The organism is Bradyrhizobium zhengyangense, from assembly GCF_022012435.1.
Lineage (GTDB): Bacteria > Pseudomonadota > Alphaproteobacteria > Rhizobiales > Xanthobacteraceae > Bradyrhizobium > Bradyrhizobium zhengyangense.
The window spans coordinates 495,104-517,097 of record NZ_JAKLUA010000002.1; the positions used below are offsets into that span (position 1 = coordinate 495,104).

The window sequence follows — 21,994 nt, forward strand, 5'->3', positions numbered from 1 at the left end:
AGAGTCTTTCCGCGGAGGCAGTCTGGATTGCTTCGCTGCGCTCGCAATGACGGGAGTATTGCCTAAAGCACCGCCGCCACCTCCGCGGCCGTCGGCATCGACGGCCCCGCGCCCATCCGCTGCACGCTGATCGAGGCGGCGGCGTTGGCGAAGTCGAGGGCGGCGCGCAGAGGTACGCCATCGGCGAGCTGAGAGGCGAGTGCGCCGACAAAACAGTCGCCGGCGCCTGTGGTGTCGACCGCTTTCACCACACGGCCGGGCACCGCGAGCTCCTCACTGGCAGCGAGCGCGAGGACGCCGCGTTTGCCGAGTGTGACGCAGATCGTCTGGTCCGCGCGCGCCTGAAGTTGTCGCGCGACGGCGATGATCTTTGTGGCGTCATCGCTATCGGTGAGCTCAGTGCCGGCGAGAAAGCCGAGTTCGGTCTCGTTCAGCACGAGGATATCGACCAGCGCGAGCAGCTCGGGCGACATCTTTTGCGCGGGCGCCGGATTAAGCAGCGTTGTCGCTCCGGCGCTGCGAGCCCGCTGGAAGAACGCGGCAATCGTCGGCAGCGGAATTTCGAACTGGCTGACAGCGACGTCATCCATGGCCAGCGGCGTATCCGCGACATCCTCCGCGCTGACCAGAGCATTGCTGCCGGGAATGACGACGATCGTGTTGTCGGAAGCCGCAACCGTAATGATCGCGGTGCCGCTATGCGTGTCGGCATCGCGCAACGAGCCGAGATCGACGCCCTGCGCGGCGAGGAACGTCCGAAGCTCGGTCCCGAACGCATCTTTGCCAAGCCGCCCGATCAGCGTCGTCTTCGCGCCAAGTCTGGCAGCCGCGACCGCCTGGTTCGCGCCCTTGCCGCCTGGAAAATACAGCACCTCGCGGCCCGCGACGGTCTCGCCGACTTTTGGGTGGCGATCGGCGGTCGCCACCACATCCATGTTGATGCTGCCGGCGACGAAGACGCGCCCCATGATATGCCCTTGCGAAATTTAGACTCGAACTTCGAACTCGTGCCTGACCTTGGCGATGTCGACAAGGGTCGGCAGGCCGGCCTCGTTGCCGAGGCGCTGGATCTTGAAGGTCGAGGCGGCCCGGGCGAAGTCAAAATGCTCGCGCCAGCTCTTGCCGGGATGGGCGAGGTAGGAATAGACATAGGCGCCGTGGAAGACATCGCCGGCGCCGTTGGTGTCGATCACGCGCTCGCGCGGGATTGGCATCGCCGGCATCACTTGCACCGTCCCGGTTTCGTCGTACCAGAGCAGGCCCTTTTCGCCCATGGTGACGCCACCGATCTTGCAGCCGCGGGCCTTGAGGTAATCGAGCATCTTCTCCGGCGTCAGGTCCATCTGCTCGCACAGGCGCTCGGCGACGATCGCGACGTCGATGAATTCCAAGAGCTCATGCGTGTTGGTGCGCAGGCCGCCGCCGTCGAGCGAGGTCAGAATGCCGGCCTCGCGGCAGACTTTTGCGTAGTGGAGTGCCGCATCGGGCTGGTGGCCGTCGACATGCAGCGCGCGGCAGCCGCCGAGATTGAGCATGGGGAAGGGATGGATGTGCTCGTCGTCGCGGCAGCGCACGATGGCGCGCTTGCCGTCCTTCGGCATGATGAAGGACAGCGAGGACTGGTTCACCTTGCGGCCGTGCAGCGAGATCGCGTATTTCGCGCACATGTCCTGGAACATGCGCCCCAGCCAGTCATTGGCCGCGGTGGCGATCAGATCGGGCACGATGCCGAGTTTGGCGCAGCAGAACGCCGCCGTCACCGCGTTGCCGCCGAAGGAAACCGCGTAGTCCGAAGCCACGTGCTTTTCGTCGCCGGTCGGCATGTGGTCGGTGATGAAGACGACGTCGATATAGGTCTGTCCGATAAAGAGAGCCTGCATTGCTTGTCCGTGATGCGCTGGGTGGTCCCGGCCGGCGCACTTACTCTAGCACCGGTTCCGCGCGAAGGACGCGGAAATTATTCACAAAACCGGCCCGAAGCGCTTGAGGTCGGCATAGGGCCGGAATACGACCATGTTACGCTTATGCCAAGCCCGGACATTTGCCGTTGTCCGGGCCACGGTTCCAGGTCGATCAAAAGGGACAAACATGATCACCGGCCTCGATCACATCGTTGTTCTGGTCAAGGATATCGGTGCGGCCAAGGCGGCCTATCAGACGCTGCTCGCCCGAGCGCCGGCCTGGCAGAATTCCGGCGAGGGCGCCGACCGCGTGCTGTTCACCCTCGAGAACATGACCATCGAATTGATGGCGCCGAGCGGCTTCACCGCGACCGCGGACCGGATGCGCGCGCTGCTCGACGACCAAGAGGGCTTGCTCGCCAGCCTGTGCTTTCGTGTAGCCGACATGGGCAAGATGCACCGGCGGCTGGACCGGGTGGCGCTGAAGCCGGATCCGGTCGCCGAGGTCGAGAGCAGCGACGATGTATCAGGCGCGGCCCTGCACTGGAAGCGCACACGGGCCGCGACCGAGCTGACGCGCGGCGTGCGGATGTTCTTCCTTGAGCTCGCCGAGGAACGCCCGAAATCGGTTGCCTCAGACGTTGCGCCGATCGACGGGCTCGATCACGTCGTCATCACGACAGAGGATTCCGATCGCGCCGCCGCGCTCTATGGCGCCCGGCTCGGGCTCGATCTCGCGCTCGACCGCTCCCATCACGACTGGGGCCAGCTGATGTTCTTCCGCTGCGGCGATCTCATCGTCGAGGTGGTGCGCCGCCCCGTCGCGGGCGGCGATTCCCAGCATGACCGGCTCTGGGGCCTGAGCTGGCGCGTCGCCGACATCGACGCCACCCGCGCCCGCCTGCTTGCGAGCGGCCTCGACGTCTCCGAAGTGCGCAATGGCCGCAAGCCGGGCACGCGCATCGTGACGGTGCGCAGCGGCACCTGCGGGATCCAGACTGTGCTGTTGGAGCGCTCCCCGAAGCCGCTGGAGTAGGGCGGCACCATCCACTCAAAGACTCCCGTAGGGTGGGCAAAGGCGCGTTTGCGCCGTGCCCACGTCTTCTCAGTAAGGACCGAAGACGTGGGCACGCTTCGCTTTGCCCACCCTACGAAACTGGTTTCGTTAGCCGCTGCTCTCATCCGTCTTTGCGAGCGCAGCGAAGCAATCCAGACTGCGCTTCGCGGTGATTGCTTTGTCGCTTCGCTCCTCGCAATGACGGCGGCGGCGTGGTACATGGCATACCGTAAGCACCCAGCGAGCACCCGGTTTGGCGAAGGCAGCGGCAAAGCGAACTCTGAAATGGCAGCGCGATCCTGAGGGGATGCGGCTGCGCATTCTCGAGGCTGCCAAGCAGGAGTTTTCGGCTCACGGGCTCGCCGGCGCGCGGGTCGACCGCATCGCCACCAAGGCCGGCGCCAACAAGCGCATGCTGTACTACCACGTCGGCAACAAAGACGACCTCTATCTCGCGGTGCTCGAAGGCGCCTATGACAAGATCCGCAGCGAGGAGCGGGGGCTCGATCTCGAACATCTCGATCCGCCCGAGGCCATCAGGCGGCTGATCGAGTTCACCTGGGGCTACTTCCTGCGCAACCCTGAATTCCTCTCGCTGCTCCAAACCGAGAACCTCGCGCGCGCAAAGCATTTGAAGCGCTCGACCAAGGTCAAGTCGATGCACTCGCCTTTTGTCGAGATGATCGGCACCGTGGTGCACCGCGGCGTCGACAGCGGCGATTTCCAGGTCGCGGTCGATCCGGTGCAGCTCTACATCTCGATCGCTGCGCTCAGCTTCTTCTATCTCTCCAACTCGGCAACGCTCAGCGTGATCTTCGGCCGTGATCTGATGGCCAAGGACGCCAAGGACGAACGCCTCGCGCATATGGTCGGCCTCGTGCTGGCCGCGCTGACGGGAAAATCGGTCGCGCTGTTCGAGATCGGGAAAGCGCCGAAGTCGCGGAGCGCGGTGGCGCAGACGGTTTAGCCGAACGCGCCGCTGTCATCGCCCGCCTTGTGCGCGCTTGCGCACTGGGGTGGGCGATCCAGTATTCCAGAGACGCCGATGGGACACGGAGAAGCCGCGGCGTACTGGATTCCCCGCTTTCGCGGGGAATGACACCGAGAGTGGGGCGCGACCATCCTGCCACGCGGCCTTCACGCGCCATCTCTCACGCTCACCTTCCGGAACCCCTGCGCAAAACGTCACAGGGAAACCTCTGGACAGTATTTATCCAACGGGTTAATTTCTCCACACAACGAAGAAGACTGCCGGGAGTGAAAATTGGCCGAGCCGAAGCCACAGGGTGCGCTGTCCAAGTTGCTGAATGCGGCCTGGGTTCGGCCGTTCTTGTTCCTGATCTTCATCGTCGTGGCCTGGGATCTTTCGATCCGTCTTTTCAAGATTCCCGCCTATCAGATCCCAGCGCCGGCCGATGTCGTCGCTGTGCTGCGCTCGGACTGGCCGGAACTGCTGCGCCAATGCTGGCCGACGACCTATGCGACCGTCTGCGGCTTCCTGCTGTCGGCGCTGTTCGGTATTCCCGTTGCGATGCTGATCGCGGGATCGAAGACGGTGGAGAGCTATGTCTATCCGCTGCTGGTGTTCTCCCAGTCCGTGCCGAAGATCGCCATCGCGCCTTTGTTCGTGGTGTGGTTCGGCTTCGGCATCATTCCGAAAGTGATCTCGGCGTTCCTGCTCGGCTTCTTTCCCGTCGTGGTCTCGGCGGTGCAGGGCTTCAAGTCTGTCGACCCCGACATGGTCGATCTTGCGCGGGCCATGCAGGGCAGCCGCTTCCAGGTGTTCTGCGCAGTGAACCTGCCGCATGCGCTGCCGGCGATCTTCTCCGGCCTCAAAGTCTCGGTGACGCTCGCCGTAGTCGGCGCCGTTGTCGGCGAGTTCGTCGGCTCAAATTCCGGCATCGGCTACGTGATGCAGCGCTCGATCGGCACGTTCGACCTGCCGACGATGTTTGCAGCGCTCGTGATCCTCGCTCTGCTCGGCGTCATCCTGTTCTGGATCGTCGACCGCATCGAGAAGCTGATCATTCCCTGGCACGTCAGCCAGCGCGAAGAGGTGATATTCGCATCTTAAATCTGAGCAACGGCCACCAACGGCCGAAACACAACGACAAGGGAGAGTGACGATGAAGCGGTGGATTGGAGCTGCATCTGTGGCGCTGATGGCGTTTGCAGTTTCGCCGGCGCAGGCGGCCGACAAGGTCGTGCTGATGCTGAACTGGTACGTCTATGGCGAACACGCGCCGTTCTACTACGGCAAGGCCAAGGGCATCTATGCCGCCGAAGGCATCGACCTCGAGATCCAGGAAGGCCGCGGCTCGGCCGCGACCACGCAGGCCGTTGCCGCCAAGACCGCCGATTTCGGCTATGTCGACGTGCCCACCATGATGCGCGCGGCGATCAAGGGTGCGCCCGTGATCGCGACCGGCGTGCTGCTTCAGACCTCGCCGATGTCCGCGATGGGTTTTGCCGACAAGAACATCAGGAAGCCCGAAGACATCAAGGGCAAGACGGTCGCGATCACGCCGGCCGATTCCATGACCCAGATCTGGCCGCTGTTCCTGAAGAAGACCGGCCTCAAGGAAAGCGACTTCCAGACGGTGGCCGGCGACGGCCAGACCAAGCTCAACGCTGTCATCAACGGCCAGGCTGATCTCTTGCTCGGCTACGTCATGGACCAGTCGATGAAGATCAAGGACGCGACCGGCAAGGACGTCTATCCGATCAAGTTCGCCGATTACGGCATCAACATGGTCTCCTCGGGCATCATCGCCAACACCGATTATGTGAAGGCCAACGCCGATCTCGTCCGCCGTTTCATGTCGGCGACGACCAAGGCGGTCGAAGCCGCCGAGAAGGAGCCGAAGGCGGCGGCGCAGTCGATCCTCGATGCCAATCCCAAGGGCGGCAAGATCGACACGCTGACGCAGGGCTTTGAGCTGACCATTCCGCTGTACCGGACCGCCGAGACCAAGAGCAAACGGCCGTTCCAGGTCACCGACCAGAACATGACTGACAGCGTCAACCTGATGGTCGAATTTGGCGGGCTCGATGCCAAGGCCAAGGAGAACCCGAAGGCGTTCTACACCAACGACTATCTGCCGAAGAGTGGCACGTGAAACCTGCGACAGCCGTGAACGAAGCCGTGCAACCGGCCGCGCATCTGAGACTGGTGAGCGACCGGGCTGCCGGCGATGCGTCCGGCATCAAGCTGTCAGGCGTATCGAAAACCTATCGGACGCGCGACGGCGAGGTGCCGTCGCTGCGGCCCCTCGACTTCCACATCAATGACGGTGAGTTCTTCGTCGTGGTCGGCCCATCAGGCTGCGGCAAGTCCACGCTGCTCAAGCTGATCTCCGGCCTGCTGCCGCCGACCACGGGCGAGGTTCTGGTCGAGGGCGAGAAGGTGACCAAGCCGCATGGCAATGTCGGCATCGTCTTCCAGAACGCGTTGCTTTTGCCCTGGCGAAACATCCTCTCCAACGTGATGCTGCCGATCGACATGAAGCGGCTGCCGCGGGACGAATATCTCGTTCGGGCCAAGGCACTGCTAAAACTGGTCGGGCTGGAGGGGTTCGAGAAGAAGCTGCCTTGGCAGCTCTCTGGCGGGATGCAGCAGCGTGCCTCGATCTGCCGGGCCCTCGTGCACGATCCCAAGATCATGCTGATGGACGAGCCGTTCGGTGCGCTCGACGCGTTGACCCGCGAGCGCATGAATGTCGAGTTGATGCGGATCCAGCGCGAGACCAGGAAGACGGTGCTGCTGATCACCCATTCGATTCCGGAGGCCGTATTCCTCGCCGACCGCGTGCTGGTCATGACCGAGCGGCCGGGCGCGATTGCCGCGATCTACGACGTGCCGCTGCCGCGTCCGCGCTCGCTCGACGTGATGGCCGACCCCGTCTTCACCGAGCTTGTGCAACGCATCCGCAAGCATTTCTTCTCGCAAGGTTCGCTGGACTAAACCATGGCGCCGCGCCTGAAGCTGCGAGATATTGCCTTCTTCGAACGGCCCGTGCATTTCGCACGGCCGTTCCGCTTTGGCGCGGTGACCGTCAACGCGACGCCGCAATTGTTCGTGCGGGTCGAGATCGAGGTCGAGGGGAAGGGAACCGCGGTCGGCGCCAGCGCCGAGATGATGGTTCCAAAGTGGTTCGACAAGCGGCCGGAATTATCGCCGGCGCAAACGGTGGACGGCTTGCGACGGTCGCTCCAGATTGCGCGCGGGCTTTATCTGGCGCGGACCGGTTTCCAGACGGCGTTCGATCTGCACGCCGGGTGCATTGGTGCGCAGATCGCGGCCTGTGCCAAAGAGAGCATACCGGCGCTTGCAGCGGCCTTTGGTCCAGCGGAAATCGACAAGGCGATCCTCGATGCGCTCCTGCGTGGCGTGGAGACGAATTTCTTCGACGGGATGGCCAGCAACATCGCGGGAATCGATGCACGGCTGTCGCCCGATCTGAAGGACGCGGACATCGCGGCGTTTCAGTCGGGGCGGAAACCGCTGCCGCGCGTCGCCATCAGGCACACCGTGGGGCTTGAGGATGCCGTGGAAGGCGAAGGTGGTGTCGCCGGTGCGGATGCGAATTACTTCAAGCTGAAGCTGTCGGGTAATCCCGCTGCCGATGCGGCGCGGCTGGTGCGCATCGGCAAGGAGCTGGACGCGCTGGGGCGCGAGTACAAGGTTACACTCGATGCCAACGAGCAATATACCGACCTTGCCGCGCTGCAGGCCCTGATCGACCGGCTGGATCGCGATTCCGCTCTGCGGTCGATCTCATCGAGGCTGCTCTATATCGAGCAGCCGATGCCGCGCGATATCACAAGGCAGTCGCCGCTCGGCTCGCACGCCGGGCGCAGCTTCATCATCGACGAGGCCGATGAGTCCTACGACGCCTTCCCCGCGGCGCGGGCGCTCGGCTATCACGGCATCTCCTCGAAATCCTGCAAGGGTCTCTACAAGTCGATCGTCAACGCGACGCGCGCGGCGAAATGGAGCGTGAGCGGAGAAAAGTTCTTCGTGACCGGCGAGGATTTGACCTGCCAGGCGGGCCTTGGCGTCCAGCAGGACCTTGCGCTCGGTGCCTTCCTTGGCGTCACCCACGCCGAACGCAATGGCCATCACTATGTCGGCGGCTTTGGCGAGACGCCGGCCGCTGAAGTAAAGGCCTTCGCGGCCGGGCATCCCGATCTCTATGCCGATAACGGACAGGGCATCCGGCTCAACATCCACGACGGCGATCTGCTGACGGGATCGCTCAACACAGTGGGCTTTGCGACGTCGGTCCATCCGGACTGGTCGGCGCTTCGCACCCTCGAACAGCCAAAATCACTTTAGGAGTATCTGGCATGACCACCCAACGCCTCGGCCTCATCATGAACGGCGTCACCGGCCGCATGGGGCTCAACCAGCATCTGATCCGCTCGATCGTCGCAATCCGCGACCAGGGTGGCGTCCGCCTCAAGAACGGCGATCGCGTGATGCCTGATCCGATCCTGGTCGGCCGCAGCGCCGAGAAGGTGGAGGCGCTCGCCAGGCGCTTCAACATCACGCGCTGGACCACTGATCTCGATGCGGCGCTCGCCGACAACAACGACACCATGTTCTTCGATGCGGCCACCACCCAGGCGCGGCCGGGCCTGTTGACCCAGGCCATCAATGCCGGCAAGCACGTCTATTGCGAGAAGCCGATCGCGACGAATTTCGAGGAAGCGCTCGAAGTTGTGAAGCTCGCCAATGCCAGGGGCGTCAAGCACGGCACGGTGCAGGACAAGCTGTTCCTGCCCGGCCTGAAGAAGATCGCGTTCCTGCGCGACAGCGGCTTCTTCGGCCGCATCCTCTCGGTGCGCGGCGAGTTCGGCTATTGGGTATTCGAAGGCGGCTGGCAGGAGGCGCAGCGGCCGTCCTGGAACTACCGCAGCGAGGACGGCGGCGGCATCATCCTCGACATGGTCTGCCACTGGCGCTACGTGCTCGACAACCTCTTTGGCAATGTCCAGAGCGTGGTCTGCATCGGCAACACCGACATTCCCGAGCGCTTTGATGAGCAGGGCAAGCAATACAAGGCGACCGCGGACGATTCCGCCTACGCGACGTTCCAGCTCGAAGGCGGCGTCATCGCCCACATCAACATGTCCTGGGTCACGCGCGTCTACCGCGACGATCTCGTCACCTTCCAGGTCGACGGCACCCACGGCTCGGCGGTTGCAGGTCTGACCGACTGCATGATCCAGGCGCGGCAGGCAACGCCGCGTCCGGTCTGGAATCCCGACGAAAAGCGGCTGCACGATTTCTACGGCGACTGGCAGAAGCTCCCTGATAACGTCAGCTACGACAACGGCTTTAAGGAGCAGTGGGAGATGTTCATCCGCCACGTCTACGAGGACGCCCCCTACAAGTTCACGCTGCTCGAAGGCGCCAAGGGCGTGCAACTCGCCGAATGCGCGCTGAGGAGCTGGAAGGAGCGGCGCTGGATCGACGTCGCCCCGATCAAAGTCTGAGGAGGGACACATGAACAAGCCCGTCCTGCCAATGTCGTCCCTATCGCTCAAGCTGCCGAAGGCCGATCGCACGATCGAGACCTACCGGCTCGCGGCCTCGCGCACGTTCCCTGCGAAGCTCGAGGGGCCGCTCAACCGCATCGCCTTCTCGGCCGTGCACACAGTCGCCGATCCCTTCGCGAACAACGATCCCTGGTTGTCGGTGGCCGTCGACTGGGACAAGACCATCGCTTTCCGCGAGCACGTCTGGGACCTCGGTCTCGGCGTGGCGGAGGCCATGGACACCGCGCAGCGCGGCATGGGGCTGGACTGGCCGACTTCGCTGGAGCTGATCACGCGTACTGTGTCCGCCGCCAAGCGGCGCAATGCGCTGGTGTTTTCCGGCGCCGGCACCGATCATCTTGCCGTGGAGGATGCCAGGAGTCTCGCCGACGTTATCAGCGCCTATGAGGAGCAGGTCTCGGCGGTTGAGAAGGTCGGCGGTCGCATCATCCTGATGGCCTCGCGCGCGCTGGCAAAAATTGGTCGCGGCGCCGACGACTACGCGAAGGTCTACAACCGCGTGCTGTCGCAGGTCCGCGAGCCCGTGATCATCCACTGGCTCGGCGACATGTTCGATCCCGCCCTGACGGGGTATTGGGGCACCAGCAATCTCGACAAGGCGATGGACGTTGCGGTGGCCATCATCAACAACAACGCCGCCAAAGTCGACGGCGTCAAGGTCTCGCTGCTCGACAAGCAGCGCGAGATCGACATGCGCAGGCGTCTCGACAAGCGCATCAAGATGTATACCGGCGACGACTTCAATTATGCGGAGTTGATCGCCGGCGACGAGCAGGGCTTTTCGCACGCGCTGCTCGGCATTTTTGACGCGATCGCGCCGGCGGCGTCCTACGCGCTGTCGCGGCTCGCGGCTGGCGACGAGGCCGGTTTCCACGATGTGCTCGGGCCGACGGTGCCGCTGTCGCGCCACATCTTCAAGGCGCCGACGCGCTTCTACAAGACCGGCGTGGTCTTGATGGCGTATCTCAACGGCCATCAGGACCATTTCACCATGGTCGGCGGACAGGAGAGCGCGCGCTCGATGCTGCATCTGGCCGAACTGTTCCGGCTCGCGGACCAGGCCGGCCTGCTCGCCAATCCTGAACTGGCGACGCGGCGGATGAAGACCGTGCTGGCCTCGCACGGACTGGAAGACTGATGCGCGACTTTTCGTCCGACCACCGCTGGCTTTCGCTGAACACGGCGACCGTCCGCAAGCAAGGTGATCTCGTCGAGATCATCGAGGCCTGTGCGAGGCATGGCATCCGCGCCATCGACCCCTGGCGCGACCAGGTCGCCTCGGTCGGCCTTGATCGTGCGGCGCGCGCCGTGCGTGATGCCGGCCTCAAACTGTCTGGCTATTGCCGCGGCGGCATGTTCACCTCGGACGCGTCGCACCGGGGCGAGGTGCGCGACGACAATCGCCGCTGTGTCGATGAAGCCAAGGCGCTGGGGGCACCCTGCATCGTGCTCGTCGTCGGCGGCCTGCCGCAATATTCGCGGCCGGGCAGCGAGGCCTCGAAAGACATCGCGGCGGCGCGCGGGCAGGTCGAGGAAGCCCTTGCCGAGATGCTCGACTACGCCAGACAGGCCAACCTGCCGCTGGCGATCGAGCCGCTGCATCCGGCCTATGCGGCCGATCGCGCCTGCGTGAACACGACGAAGCAAGCGCTCGACATCTGCGACCGGCTCGACCCTGATCGCAGCGGCATGCTCGGCGTCGCGCTCGACGTCTATCACATCTGGTGGGACCCGGAGCTGATGAGCCAGATCGCGCGCGCCGGCAAGGATCGTCTGCTCGCGTTCCACGTCTGCGATTGGCTGGTGCCGACGAAAGATATTCTCAACGACCGCGGCATGATGGGCGACGGCGTCATCGACATCAAATCGGCGCGCGCCGCCGTCGAGGCGCAGGGCTTTGCCGGCTACTCGGAGATCGAAATCTTCTCCAACGACTGGTGGAGCAAGCCGATGGACGAGGTGTTGCGCACCTGCATCGCGCGGCACCGGACGGTGGTTTAGGTCTCGGGCGTTGCGCCCCCGCCGGTCGAGACGCTAGGCTGCGGGGCATTGAACCGGTGGATGCCCGATGGCGAAAAAGGTCGTGCCCCGCGGAGCCATTCGCTTCCGCATCAGTTCCAGTCGTCCGCTGCTGATGGTGGATGCGGAGGTGAATGGGCTTGGTCCGTTCAACTTCACGCTCGATACCGGTGCGTCGGCTTGTGTGATTACGCCGGATACGGCACGTACTGTCGGCATCGCGCTCGAGGGTGGGCAGCCGACTGCCATTGGCGCAGGTGGCCAGATCGAAGCCGGCTTTGCAAGGCTTGCCAGCTTCCGGCTCGGGTCTCACACCGTGCGAAATCTCGGCGCGGCGGTGATGCCGCTGGATGCGGTCGAACAACAGCTCGGGGTCAGCATCGCCGGGCTGATCGGTTACAATTTCCTGAAGCGCTTTGTCGTGACGCTGGATTATCCAGGCGGCTTCCTGCGTCTGAAACCGCATTCCGTCAGGAAGCGAGCCCCTGCGAAGCGCTAGAGCATGATCCGGAAAAGTGTGAAGCGGTCTTCCCTCGCGACATCAGCGGAACGCGTTTGCGCGGAGATCATGCTCAAACAAAGAGCTAAAGCGCGATGACGATTCAACCAAATCTCATCCCGCTTTAGCGGCGAGATCACGATGAAGTGCGATCAGGCCCTGTTGGCGCAGCACTTCGAGCCCGAACATGCAGACCTTCTCGGCCGGGATCGCGGATATGGTCCGGTTCGTTGGTGTGAGCCGGCCTGCAATATCAGATACGGTCCGCGCGCCGTCGCATAGCTTCAGCAATTGAGCCGAGAGAGGACTTAGCATGACGACGTCCAGGCGCTTGTCGGCGTGCTGCCGCGTTGCGATGGTGGCGGGCCTGCGCGGGATCCGGCGCAGATCGCCCTTGCGCCGCAGGCAGCGGATGATCCGCTGATAATCGGCGGCGCATTCCGTCAGCACCACGCCGTCGGTGAGCTTCGGCACCAGAGTGATGTCCGAGATGTCCTGGTCTTCAGCCGTGACCTCCGTGGGCGGCGGAGTTTCGGCAAGCAAAGCCCGTTCGTAGTCCAGTATGGAGTGAAGCACGCGCGGCGTGCGGGCGAGTCGCGGCGCATAGTCGTCGCGGACAAAGGCAATGAAGTCGTCGCAGAATGTCTTTGACGCATAATAGCGGCTCTCCTGAAGGTCGGGCCGCGGTCCCCTGTCGGGATCGGCTGCATACCATCGGCGGAAAGCCTCGAATGCCTGCGTCACGTCGCCGGAATCCTGATGCAGGGCAACCAGCAGCCAGCGGAAGCGGACGGAGCCGTTCAAGAGGAAATCGCGCAGCTCCCGCAGATAGGCGCGATCGAGTTTGGGTGTCGGGATCGAGTAGAAGTTCGGAAAGATGTCGACGTGGCTCTGGATCATCTCGCGGTCGACCGGATCCTGCCGCCATCCCTGATGCGACATGTCGGATAGGATGTCGTCGAAAACGAGCTCTTTGCGATGGTGCGATTCCAGTGGCGTTTCCGCCAGCGGCGCCAGGATGTGAAGCTGCGGCTCGGCAAAGTCGAACCGCAGCGAATCCACGAAAAAGTGGACGGTGTCGCGCAGGTCGTCCATCGTTTCGTCGGGAAAGCCCGTGATCAGCGAAACCGCGGTCGTGATCTGGTGCCGGTCCGTGGCTTCGATGCGCGTCGCAGCCTCGGCGAGATCGATGTTCTTCTTGACGATGGTCTGGAGCCGGGCCGAGCCTGTCTCGATGCCGAAGAAGATGGCCTTGCAGCCGGCGCGGGCCATGGTCGCGATCATCTCCTCGTCGATGCAGTCGGTTCGCGCGCTGCAGTTCCAGTAGAACTGCTCGCCTGTCGCGATCACCGCTTCGCAAAATGCCATCACCCGCTTGCGGTCGACCGTGAACATGTCGTGGATCAGGTCGAAGGTCGTGATGCCGTAGGTGTCGCGCACGAGGCGCATCTGCGCGATGACAGTCTCGGGCGACTTGAGCCGGAATTTCCGGCGGAAGAAGTCGTTGGTCGAACAGAACGAGCAGGCGAACGGGCAGCCGCGGCCGAGTTCGAGCGGCACGTAGTGGCAATCCCTCAGTTCTGGGTAGAGGTGAAAGGCCGGAAGGGGGATGGCGTCGAGATCGGCGATCACGGCCGCGTTCGGAGCCCGGACGATGCGGCCGCCGTCGCGATAGGTGATGCCGTGAATCCCTGACGGCGTCGCGCCGCTCGCAATCGCAGCGATCAGCGCAGGAAGGGTCTCCTCGGCCTCACCTCGGACGACGACGTCGACGAAGGGATAGGCCTTCATCGTCGGGACGTCCACCACCGAGGCCTGCGGCCCACCGAAGATGATGGGAACGCCGGGGCGCCGGCGCTTCATTTGCTCCGCGATCCGGATCGTCAGCGGATAGCTGCTGCAGATCGAGCTGAACCCCAACACGTCGAATGCCAGCTGATCGAGCTCGGCCGCAACATAGGAGCAGAAGTCGGTTTTCGACGCGGTCTCGCCGGGCGCGCGCAGATAGCTGTAATAGAGCCGGTTGAGATCGACGATCTGAGGCGCCGCACCGCATTGTTCGAGCACGGCAGCAAGGCTGAGCACGCCGATCGGCGCGTGCTCGGCGATGAGCCGGATCGCTTCGCTCTCGGCAACCTCGGGATCCTCGAAATCGGTCACCGTCGGCGGCCCGACCAGGCACACTTTCAGCCCGCCGCCGGGTGATGATCGCAGCGGCAAACCGTCTGTGCGCTCGGTTTCGCCGAGCGCCGACGATGATTCATGCAGCATGGCTCGCCGCCCTTGATGTTATCGGCGACACGGAATGCCGTTGCCTCGGCGGAACGTAATCCCTCAGGCCTTCGGCCTGGAGAACACGATCACGACAACGACGACCACGACGATGCGGCGGCGCGCGAGCACCTCCGGGCCGCCGAGGTGTGTCACGACCTCGTTCTTGAAGTTCTTCTTGAGCGAATTGATCTGGGCTTTGGAGAGCCCGATATCGGGGAGAGTGAGAACGACCTTATGTTCGGTGTTCTTTGCTGCTGCCATAGGATGCTCCTCGCCGTTGTGGAGAGTAACTTTCGTCAATTCATTCGGCGGACGGTAATCGTCAGAGCCGAAACGAAAGCGCAGTGGCCTATCGAAATCGCAGTCTCGCGACTAAGCGCGAAGAGATTTTGTAATACTGCTCAAATAGACTGTCAACAAAGGGTTGCATTATATAAATCTGGCAACTTTGTCGCATCTTGATGCGAGCATCGCCGGAAAGACTCGCGTATCGCGTTCAGTCCTGATTGCAAGGCTCGATCTCGAGCGTGACCAGACGTGCCAGCGGCGTCGCCCTCCATGGGGCACAGGCTTCGCGCGACGGGATGCAGCGGCGCGACGTCGCCATATCCGGTCGTGGTCATGGTCGCGAAGCTGAAATGGATCACCTCGCTCGCGAGCCTTGTCCTCCACCTTCATGCTGACAAAGGCGGCTGGATCGAGCGAGCCGATGAAAGTGTAGAGCGCCGCGAGGATCACCGCGATCGTCAGATAGAGCAGCGCCGCACCGATCACGCGATGATAGGTCACGCGACCCGGCGCAAAAATCTGCCACGCCACCGCCCAGGCCCTCGTCGTTCACGCGATGAGCCACGAGAGACGCGCCTTCGGGGCGCCGCTCGGCGTGGCACAGAAATCGTCCAGGACGGGTTCGGCAAACTCGGCGGTTGTGATGCACATGACACTTTACCCCCGTTTTCGGTGGCAGAATGGCCATGGTCGGACTTGCTGCCGGCTCGACCCGATCCAGCCATCTGCTCAACGGCGGTCGCGCAGGTCAACCGAATGTTGTAAGGTTCCGTGATCGCGCGTCACTGCTCGGAAGGTGCCCGGGTACTTGGTCCGTTGGAATGGCAAGGTGCGCATGAATCAGGCTGAGCAAGCGACAGAGGCGCCGTCCATCGCACCGTCGATGATTACGAGGCGGCTAGCTGCCATCGCCTTTGCCGATGTCGCCGGCTTTTCCCGGCTCATGGGGCTGAAGGACGTCGAGACCGTCATGCGCTGGAGGGCGTTGCGGACCGAGATTATGGAGCCTCACATGGCTCGCCACGGTGGACGGATTGCCGAGATTGCGGGCGACGCCGTTCTGGTCGAATTCCCGAGCGTCGTGAACGCCGTGCGTTGGGCTACCGACGTTCAACGCGTTCAAGAGCGCGTCGTCGGCGATAAGGATCCATTCGCGCTGCATCTTCGCATTGGCATCAACGTCGACGATATCATTGACGAAGATGGAATATTGCAGGGCGACGGCGTCAACGTTGCGTCCCGTATCCACCAGGCCGCGCAGCCTGGCCAGATAGTCGTCACGGCGGCCGTCCGCGACTATGTCATCAATCGACTGCCACTGACATTTCATCACCTCGGCGCGCCTGTGATGAAAAATATCATGCGAACCATTCATGTCTACTCCGTCGAGTGGACTGAGGGAGACGCTGACCGCCAGATCGCGCAGCCATACCTGCAATGGGCGTCGAAGCCGACGCTCGCCGTGCTGCCATTCCGGACAATCGGCGGTACCGACGACGACAGCTATTATGGTGAAGGGATCACGGACTCGATCATTACCGGCCTCTCCAGAAATCGGTCGCTTTACGTCATTGCGCGCAATTCTACCCTTCGTTATAGCGCCGGCGGAAGAGACCTGCGACAGATCGCCACTGAGCTCGATGTTCGTTACCTGCTCGACGGCAGCGTCCAACGCCAGGGCAGGCGATTGAGAATCAACACGGAGTTGACCGACATCTTGGGGAATGTCTCGATCTGGGCCCAACGTTACGAAGGTTCTGCCGACGACCTGTTTGAATTTCAGGATCGAATTGCCTCAAGCATATTGTCCTCGATCGAGCCGCGCGTGCGTGCAGTCGAGATGGCTCGCGTCGCTGACCGCCCGACCGAGAGTTTGGATGCGTTCCATTGCGTCCTCCGCGCGATGTCGCTTCTTTATCTCCTTACCGAAGAAAGCCACCGGGAAGCGGGTCAACTCCTGGAGCGGGCGATCGTGCTCGATCCGCACTATGCTCAGGCCCATGCCTACCTTGCGTGGTGGCTAAACTTCCAGTTTGGCGAAGGTTGGTCGCTGGATCCGGACAGCGATCGGGCGCGTGCCCTCATCGTGTCGCGGCGTGCCATCGAACTCGACCCCGACGATCCGTTTGCGCTGGCGGTGGCCGGGCACATTCTCTCTTTCATGGGAAAATCACCGGAAGAAGCGCTGGAGCTTTTTGGGCGGGCGCTGGCGCTCAACGAGAACTTGGCGTTCGCATGGGGCTTGAGCGCCTTGACGCTCGCCTATTTGGGGCGGCCCGACGAAGCGCTGGAGCGATTGCAGAACGTATGGCGTCTTAATCCCTTCGATCCCTTGAACTTTTATTTTTGGATCGTGGCGGGAATTGCCGAGTTCGTCGCTGGGCGATACGATGAAGCAATCGTTTACCTGAACAGGTCACGGCGGGCGAATCTACTTTTCCGTCCCTGCATACGAACTCTCGCCGCCGCGCTCGCCCTTTCGGGTGACGAAGCTGGAGCCGAATTGGCGGCTCGAGAGCTTCTCGAAATTGAACCTTCGTTTAGAGTCTCAACTTTCGTTTCCTGGTATCCGCTGCGTAAGGATGATCTGGATCGTTTGGCGAAGGGATTGCGCGCCGCGGGGTTACCGGAATAGCCGCATGTAAATTTCAAGCGTCAGGGAGGCTTAACATGGGAGCTGGTGCGGGAGCGGGCGCAGGTGCGGGGGCAGGTGCCGGAGCGGGAGCAGGCGCAGGCGCAGGCGCCGGAGCGGGCGCAGGTGCTGGAGCAGGCGCCGGAGCAGGCGCCGGAGCAGGCGCTGGCGCCGGGGCAGGTGCTGGCGCGGGGGCAGGAGCAGGCGCGGGCGCTGGAGCCGGTGCGGGAGCCGGAGCCGCCGCGGCGTACAGTGCCGAAGCAGGGCCGGGCACGGGGCGCAGTTTTTACGCAACTCCATGGGACCTGGGCTTCCGATCTTGGGCACTCGACTTCACTCCGGATGACGCCGGGAATCCGCCGTATCCGTGGGCGGAAGTCGTAAATCCCTATCAGGTCGACGCAACCGGGCAGGATGCGTTCCTCGAATGGACGACCGATGATTGGGACCCGGCATTGCGGTTCTGGACGCTCCCATACGACCGTCATCTCAGGCAATGGCTGAAGGCAGTCGATCCTTCTCGGCCGTCAATCATGGTGGCGCAGGAATTCGGTGGCCAACCCCATCAATGGCAATTCAGCCGGGCTGACCTGCTTGCGAGGAGCTGGCTGGAGAGCCTCGATCTGGCGTGGCAGCCAGATCCACGGCGGAATCCTCAGAATCCCGATCACTACCCTGGCGCCACAGGTTCCGATTGGACCAACGCGATAGCCGACGCCTTCGACTCGATCCGCAGCGAAATTGAACAACTGCAAATGTTGATGCAGGACGATCGCGATCGTTACATGGCCGAAATCATCGAGCAGGCGGATGGCAGTGGCGGCTACATCACTTCATTCATCGACACCAGTGAAGCACGGCGCCCGTGGACAATGGAGCTCATCAACTGCGGGTACGCCATCGGCAACATCGCATATTTTTACTACAAGCAGCAGTTCAGGCGCGTTCGCCCCTCGACGTTATGCCCGGGACTCGCGCCTCCGTTCGGTCCTCCCGCCCATCCGTCGTTTACCAGCGGGCATTCCTTCATCGGTCACTTCATCGCGCTCCTGCTCCTGGAGATACCGGCGCTTCGCCAGCGCTACGGATTGTTCGCCGCTCCCTACAAGGGCTCGCCGGGCAATGCGATCGATCCATGTCTACCCGTAACGGTGACCATTTCTTTGGCTAACCCGGCTGTGGTCCAAGGGAACGTGGCGCTGAACGCCGGCGATCCGGTGTTTTTCCAGACGACGGCTGGCGGCGCGCTTCCAGCGCCGATTGCACCTGGAACGACTTACTATGTGATACCGACCGGGACGGCTGGTGCCTTTCAGATTTCCAGTTCTCCGCCGAACCCCAACACGACGCCTACCCCCGTTAGTACTCTCGGAAGCACGCAATCGGGCGTACAAACACTTGTCCGAAACCCACTGGCGGGGCGTCGCGAGATTGATTCGCCGCTGCTTTGGCTTGCCGGGCGTATCGCAAAGAACCGCGAACGTCTCGGCGTCCACTATCCTTCGGACTCCTCCGGAAGTCGTCACATCGCAGCGGGTATCTGGCGGGCGCTGCTTCACGACAGCACGCCGAGCCGCATCTATTGTTCGACGCTCAACTCGGTGCTTGCCCACGCGACCGCCGAGTGGCCGACGAAGTGGACCTGAGCGAGCTTTGTCCGCTCTGCTCCGCGGGACCTGAACAACGAAGCTCGGGCTGCCGCTAGAGCATGATCCGGGAAAGTGTGCAGCGGTTTTCCCTCGCGACATCAGCGGAACGCGTTTGCGCGGAGATCATGCTCGAACAACAACCTCAAGCGCGATGATGATTCATCCCACTCTCATCGCGCTTTAGGGGCGGCCCACGACGATGAGACCAAGGTTGTTGTCATTGGGGACGAGGTCAATGAGTGCCGTGGGCAATTGGCTGCACGGGAGGAGCGTCGTTGGGTCCGTGTTGGCTGCATCGTCCCCGCATGTCGCGATAGCCAGCACCACATAGCGGGTCCCGGTTGAGGGTGGGTTGAACGTGAATTTAAATTCGACAGGCGGAGCACCAGGGTTGATGGTCTTGCCGGGGCTTGGTGACGGGGTGCACTTTTTCCACGGTGTTGATCCTGGTGATGGATCATTCCATTTCGGCGGGGCGCTGCCACTGGGCCATGCGTGCCACCAAACGCTGACTTTCACGTTCTTTGCCTGCTGACTACCGCGGCTTCCGACCTTCACGGAAATCTTGCCGCCCGACACGACGATCGCGTCTTGGTCGGCCTGCCACAAGGGCGGGGCATCTGAACCGGACTGTTGGGGATCCCAATCGAGCGAGACCGGATTGTAGCTGCCCGGTCCGTACGCGATATCGTCGCAGGGCGTGACTTCCGAAAGTGGTCGTCGGTCCAGGATGTAGATGTCGACCGGGGGTGGAAGGCCTGGCGCGTTGGTGATCGTTCCGGCAGCGGTATACAGGCCCTGGACTTCGAACGCCCAGCGAATGACTTTGTGCACACAGCCGCCAATCCGTTGGAATGAGAACGATTTGGTGCTGCTGGTGCCGTACGGGGGCGGAGGAAAAGTCACGTCCCAGTGGACGTTCCAGGGAATGGTGCCGATATCGGCGTCGATCAGCGCGGAGACCAACTGATCCGGCTCGTTGGCCAACACCGTGGTCGACGTCGGCAGAATCTGAATCCCCCTCATGATGAGGTAGACGGAATAGAGCGAAGCCGACTCGCGAGCGGTTCGGTCAGGCTGGTTTGGCGTTCCCACCACCTTCGTATCGCCGCCAATGGCGCGGTACAGCCGGAACAGTGATGACGAGAGGATCTGCTCGGTCCAATAACCCTTGCGGCGAGGCGGCGTTGAATCGGGAACCTGGGACAGTGCATAGTGCAACGCGCCGCCCCAGCTCCATCCATGCGACACGCATCGGTCGTGGCGACGCGGCGTAAACACCCACGGGAACGTCGCGCCGCGCCAATTGGCATCTCCCGCCAATTGCGATTGCGGGTCTGAGACGATCGCTGCGAGCGCGTCGCCGGCGCTGTGGGCGAAACGGAATTCCAGTTCGCCGACCGAGCACATCAGAAGCACGTGTCCGATCTCGTGCCAGATCCAGCGCGCGTCGGCCGCGATGCCGAGCGGCTTCGCTTGCGAGCGGTTGGTTCCGTCCCACGGCTTGCGTGCCCGGGTCGACAGGTCGCCCAGCGCCAAATGCAGTTGCAGAATCGGACGATCGCCGAGCGCGGTCGGTCCGACGTAGTCGACCGGCCAGCCCTCCGGAAGAACACGCGCGTTGACTGTCTGCCCGTCCTTGCCCGGCCCCGGCCTCACCCCGGAGCGATAAAAGATCTTGAGCGGCAGGCTCGTGATCCGAAAGTAGGAAGCCGCACTCATTCCATACGCATCGAGCCGCAGGAAGAATTGCCTGACATTGTTGTAGGCGCTGATTGCCGCGAAGCCGTTCGATCGAACGGGAGGCGCGGACGTGCCAGGCAGATCGACTGTCTTCGGATCTCCCGGCTTGGGGTAAGGGGGAGGAGGATAGGGATAGGGAGGGGGAGGACCGTCGGCAATGACAAATCCGGGGCAAACCACCACCCTTTCATCTTCGGTGAATCCTGATGGCAGCGGAAACGTCGTTGGCGGGAAGATCAACGGATCCGACCGATACGCGGTGATTGCCTCATCGTCGCGATATTGGTCGAGTGTCTCTTCGCTGCGTGTCGGGCGCCGCTTGCGAAGATCGGCCGGCGGCTGCTGCGAGGCAGGATCAATCGGAAACACCCACGCGTGTCCAGGCGTTATCGCGTCGGCGACGAGCTCAACCTTGCTGACAAGAGCCCCAGCCTCAGTCGGCGTCCCGGAGAACACGAACGAATATGGTGTGGCCCCGGTTCGCCCGCCCTCCGTTTCGGGCTTGCTCGTAGCTTGCCATTGGACAAGCGCTGTCTCTCCGTCGGATGTGGTGGCGATCCGGACGCCGCGAATGGAGACGGATTGATCTTTCAAACCAAGCTGACCGGACATCTCGGCTTTGACCCGAGCAAGCTTGTCCGTATTGAAGATCGCTGCGAACGCTTTCTCGTCCTTGTTCAACAAACCGAACACTTCGGCGGTGCTGTAAGGACCGAACGGAAGTGACGCGGTCATCCCGGTGATGCGTATTTCGTATTTTTTATTCTTGGGCCGCACATGCGCGACGACGCGGATGCCGAACCCCGAGCCCAGGAAATGGCCGGTCGATTTAAGTTTGGAGCTGGGATCGGGAATCCACTCGGAAGCCACCAAAATCACGGTCTGATCGAAGATCTCGCCCGCCCGCTCGCGCTCAACTCGGAACGACACGAACGGGTCGCCGGCCGTGTCATCGTGTGGATCGGCAGGAGGCCAGCCAAGGGGCAGCCACCGCATCAAGCCCGAAAAGCGACGCTTGAAGAAGTCCGGCGAGTTGGTCTTGAACACTCGCGGCAGACGGATGGGCGGATCGATATCGGGATTGCCTGCCACCGCTTCGAGGTAAGCATTTCCCACGCGTTGCATATTGGAATCATCAATTTTGGGAACGGTTCTCAGAAACGGAGCCGTTGGATGACGCAGCACGATAGAGGTCGGTTCGTTGACCGCATCGCCCCAGCGCTCACTCCAGAGCGCATATTTGCTGGGATGCCATTCTGCTAAATCGCGCGGTCGGCGAGCAACTTTATCTGCCATCTGCCACCCCTCCTGCTTGAGGCCGCCTCGCTGTGACGGAGCTCAATGGTGTGCGCACTTGTGCCTGGCGTC

Annotated in this window: 18 protein-coding genes; 12 read left to right on the forward strand and 6 right to left on the reverse strand. The window is 62.6% G+C overall.

All coding sequences use genetic code 11. From position 1 onward, the window contains the following. Positions 1-62 precede the first annotated feature (62 nt). Positions 63-968: a ribokinase gene (rbsK, locus tag L6637_RS10710; RefSeq protein WP_237870525.1), complete on the reverse strand. Its 906-nt coding sequence runs from the start codon at positions 966-968 to the stop codon at positions 63-65. Positions 969-986: 18 nt separating this feature from the next. Beyond that, positions 987-1,880: a sugar kinase gene (locus L6637_RS10715; protein WP_237863644.1), complete on the reverse strand. Its 894-nt coding sequence runs from the start codon at positions 1,878-1,880 to the stop codon at positions 987-989. 208 nt (positions 1,881-2,088) lie between these two features. Here L6637_RS10715 and L6637_RS10720 point away from each other — a divergent pair, with 208 nt between their 5' ends. The 10 genes from L6637_RS10720 to L6637_RS10765 all read left to right on the forward strand — a co-directional run bounded on the left by L6637_RS10720 (position 2,089) and on the right by L6637_RS10765 (position 12,040). Continuing rightward, positions 2,089-2,937 (forward strand): VOC family protein, encoded by an 849-nt coding sequence (locus L6637_RS10720; RefSeq protein WP_237870527.1) that lies wholly within the window; start codon positions 2,089-2,091, stop codon positions 2,935-2,937. Positions 2,938-3,265: 328 nt separating this feature from the next. Then, the gene (locus tag L6637_RS10725; RefSeq protein WP_333909387.1) at positions 3,266-3,925 is read left to right on the forward strand and encodes a TetR/AcrR family transcriptional regulator; all 660 of its coding nucleotides are present in this window, start codon (positions 3,266-3,268) and stop codon (positions 3,923-3,925) included. Between the two features lie 297 nt (positions 3,926-4,222). Further along, positions 4,223-5,032 carry an ABC transporter permease gene (locus L6637_RS10730; protein ID WP_237863647.1) on the forward strand — a complete coding sequence of 270 codons (810 nt, stop codon included), beginning with the start codon at positions 4,223-4,225 and terminating at the stop codon, positions 5,030-5,032. Positions 5,033-5,084: 52 nt separating this feature from the next. Continuing rightward, positions 5,085-6,077: an ABC transporter substrate-binding protein gene (locus L6637_RS10735; protein ID WP_237863648.1), complete on the forward strand. Its 993-nt coding sequence runs from the start codon at positions 5,085-5,087 to the stop codon at positions 6,075-6,077. Next, a complete protein-coding gene (locus L6637_RS10740; RefSeq protein ID WP_237870529.1) occupies positions 6,074-6,922 on the forward strand; it encodes an ABC transporter ATP-binding protein in 849 nt (282 codons plus the stop codon). Before L6637_RS10735 ends, L6637_RS10740 begins: the two co-directional genes overlap by 4 nt. 3 nt (positions 6,923-6,925) lie before the next feature. Then, a complete protein-coding gene (locus tag L6637_RS10745; protein ID WP_237870531.1) occupies positions 6,926-8,296 on the forward strand; it encodes an enolase-like domain-containing protein in 1,371 nt (456 codons plus the stop codon). An 11-nt stretch (positions 8,297-8,307) separates the two neighbouring features. Next, entirely contained in the window at positions 8,308-9,459 is a 1,152-nt protein-coding gene (locus L6637_RS10750; protein ID WP_237870533.1) for a Gfo/Idh/MocA family protein, read from the forward strand. 10 nt (positions 9,460-9,469) lie between these two features. Further along, positions 9,470-10,660, forward strand: a complete 1,191-nt coding sequence (locus tag L6637_RS10755; protein ID WP_237870535.1) for a dihydrodipicolinate synthase family protein — start codon at positions 9,470-9,472, stop codon at positions 10,658-10,660. Continuing rightward, a complete protein-coding gene (locus L6637_RS10760; RefSeq protein ID WP_237870537.1) occupies positions 10,660-11,523 on the forward strand; it encodes a sugar phosphate isomerase/epimerase family protein in 864 nt (287 codons plus the stop codon). Before L6637_RS10755 ends, L6637_RS10760 begins: the two co-directional genes overlap by 1 nt. A gap of 67 nt (positions 11,524-11,590) precedes the next feature. Continuing rightward, positions 11,591-12,040: a retropepsin-like aspartic protease family protein gene (locus L6637_RS10765; protein WP_237870539.1), complete on the forward strand. Its 450-nt coding sequence runs from the start codon at positions 11,591-11,593 to the stop codon at positions 12,038-12,040. Between the two features lie 114 nt (positions 12,041-12,154). Here the strand turns inward: L6637_RS10765 and L6637_RS10770 are convergent, their stop codons facing one another. The 3 genes from L6637_RS10770 to L6637_RS42790 all read right to left on the reverse strand — a co-directional run bounded on the left by L6637_RS10770 (position 12,155) and on the right by L6637_RS42790 (position 14,937). After that, complete coding sequence (locus L6637_RS10770; RefSeq protein WP_237870541.1) at positions 12,155-14,311, reverse strand: B12-binding domain-containing radical SAM protein; 2,157 nt, start codon at positions 14,309-14,311, stop codon at positions 12,155-12,157. 63 nt (positions 14,312-14,374) lie between these two features. Next, positions 14,375-14,575: a hypothetical protein gene (locus tag L6637_RS10775; protein ID WP_237863656.1), complete on the reverse strand. Its 201-nt coding sequence runs from the start codon at positions 14,573-14,575 to the stop codon at positions 14,375-14,377. Positions 14,576-14,727: 152 nt separating this feature from the next. Then, a complete protein-coding gene (locus tag L6637_RS42790; protein ID WP_237863888.1) occupies positions 14,728-14,937 on the reverse strand; it encodes a potassium channel family protein in 210 nt (69 codons plus the stop codon). A gap of 494 nt (positions 14,938-15,431) precedes the next feature. On the opposite strand from L6637_RS42790, the gene L6637_RS10785 reads away from it, so the two are divergent. Both L6637_RS10785 and L6637_RS10790 read left to right on the forward strand, forming a co-directional pair. Further along, entirely contained in the window at positions 15,432-17,237 is a 1,806-nt protein-coding gene (locus L6637_RS10785; RefSeq protein WP_377802747.1) for an adenylate/guanylate cyclase domain-containing protein, read from the forward strand. A gap of 530 nt (positions 17,238-17,767) precedes the next feature. Beyond that, the gene (locus L6637_RS10790) at positions 17,768-18,880 is read left to right on the forward strand and encodes a phosphatase PAP2 family protein (RefSeq protein ID WP_237870543.1); all 1,113 of its coding nucleotides are present in this window, start codon (positions 17,768-17,770) and stop codon (positions 18,878-18,880) included. Between the two features lie 183 nt (positions 18,881-19,063). On the opposite strand, the gene L6637_RS10795 is transcribed toward L6637_RS10790, so the two are convergent. Further along, positions 19,064-21,922 (reverse strand): hypothetical protein, encoded by a 2,859-nt coding sequence (locus L6637_RS10795; RefSeq protein ID WP_237870545.1) that lies wholly within the window; start codon positions 21,920-21,922, stop codon positions 19,064-19,066. Positions 21,923-21,994: the final 72 nt, after the last annotated feature.

What these genes read in the sequence shown, in the direction of transcription:
- rbsK (WP_237870525.1), bottom strand. Translation starts at nt 968, where the DNA reads ATGGGGCGCGTCTTCGTCGCCGGCAGCATCAACATGGATGTGGTGGCG.
- L6637_RS10715 (WP_237863644.1), bottom strand. Translation starts at nt 1,880, where the DNA reads ATGCAGGCTCTCTTTATCGGACAGACCTATATCGACGTCGTCTTCATC.
- L6637_RS10720 (WP_237870527.1), top strand. Translation starts at nt 2,089, where the DNA reads ATGATCACCGGCCTCGATCACATCGTTGTTCTGGTCAAGGATATCGGT.
- L6637_RS10725 (WP_333909387.1), top strand. Translation starts at nt 3,266, where the DNA reads ATGCGGCTGCGCATTCTCGAGGCTGCCAAGCAGGAGTTTTCGGCTCAC.
- L6637_RS10735 (WP_237863648.1), top strand. Translation starts at nt 5,085, where the DNA reads ATGAAGCGGTGGATTGGAGCTGCATCTGTGGCGCTGATGGCGTTTGCA.
- L6637_RS10745 (WP_237870531.1), top strand. Translation starts at nt 6,926, where the DNA reads ATGGCGCCGCGCCTGAAGCTGCGAGATATTGCCTTCTTCGAACGGCCC.
- L6637_RS10750 (WP_237870533.1), top strand. Translation starts at nt 8,308, where the DNA reads ATGACCACCCAACGCCTCGGCCTCATCATGAACGGCGTCACCGGCCGC.
- L6637_RS10755 (WP_237870535.1), top strand. Translation starts at nt 9,470, where the DNA reads ATGAACAAGCCCGTCCTGCCAATGTCGTCCCTATCGCTCAAGCTGCCG.
- L6637_RS10760 (WP_237870537.1), top strand. Translation starts at nt 10,660, where the DNA reads ATGCGCGACTTTTCGTCCGACCACCGCTGGCTTTCGCTGAACACGGCG.
- L6637_RS10765 (WP_237870539.1), top strand. Translation starts at nt 11,591, where the DNA reads ATGGCGAAAAAGGTCGTGCCCCGCGGAGCCATTCGCTTCCGCATCAGT.
- L6637_RS10770 (WP_237870541.1), bottom strand. Translation starts at nt 14,311, where the DNA reads ATGCTGCATGAATCATCGTCGGCGCTCGGCGAAACCGAGCGCACAGAC.
- L6637_RS10775 (WP_237863656.1), bottom strand. Translation starts at nt 14,575, where the DNA reads ATGGCAGCAGCAAAGAACACCGAACATAAGGTCGTTCTCACTCTCCCC.
- L6637_RS42790 (WP_237863888.1), bottom strand. Translation starts at nt 14,937, where the DNA reads ATGACCACGACCGGATATGGCGACGTCGCGCCGCTGCATCCCGTCGCG.
- L6637_RS10790 (WP_237870543.1), top strand. Translation starts at nt 17,768, where the DNA reads ATGGTGGCGCAGGAATTCGGTGGCCAACCCCATCAATGGCAATTCAGC.
- L6637_RS10795 (WP_237870545.1), bottom strand. Translation starts at nt 21,922, where the DNA reads ATGGCAGATAAAGTTGCTCGCCGACCGCGCGATTTAGCAGAATGGCAT.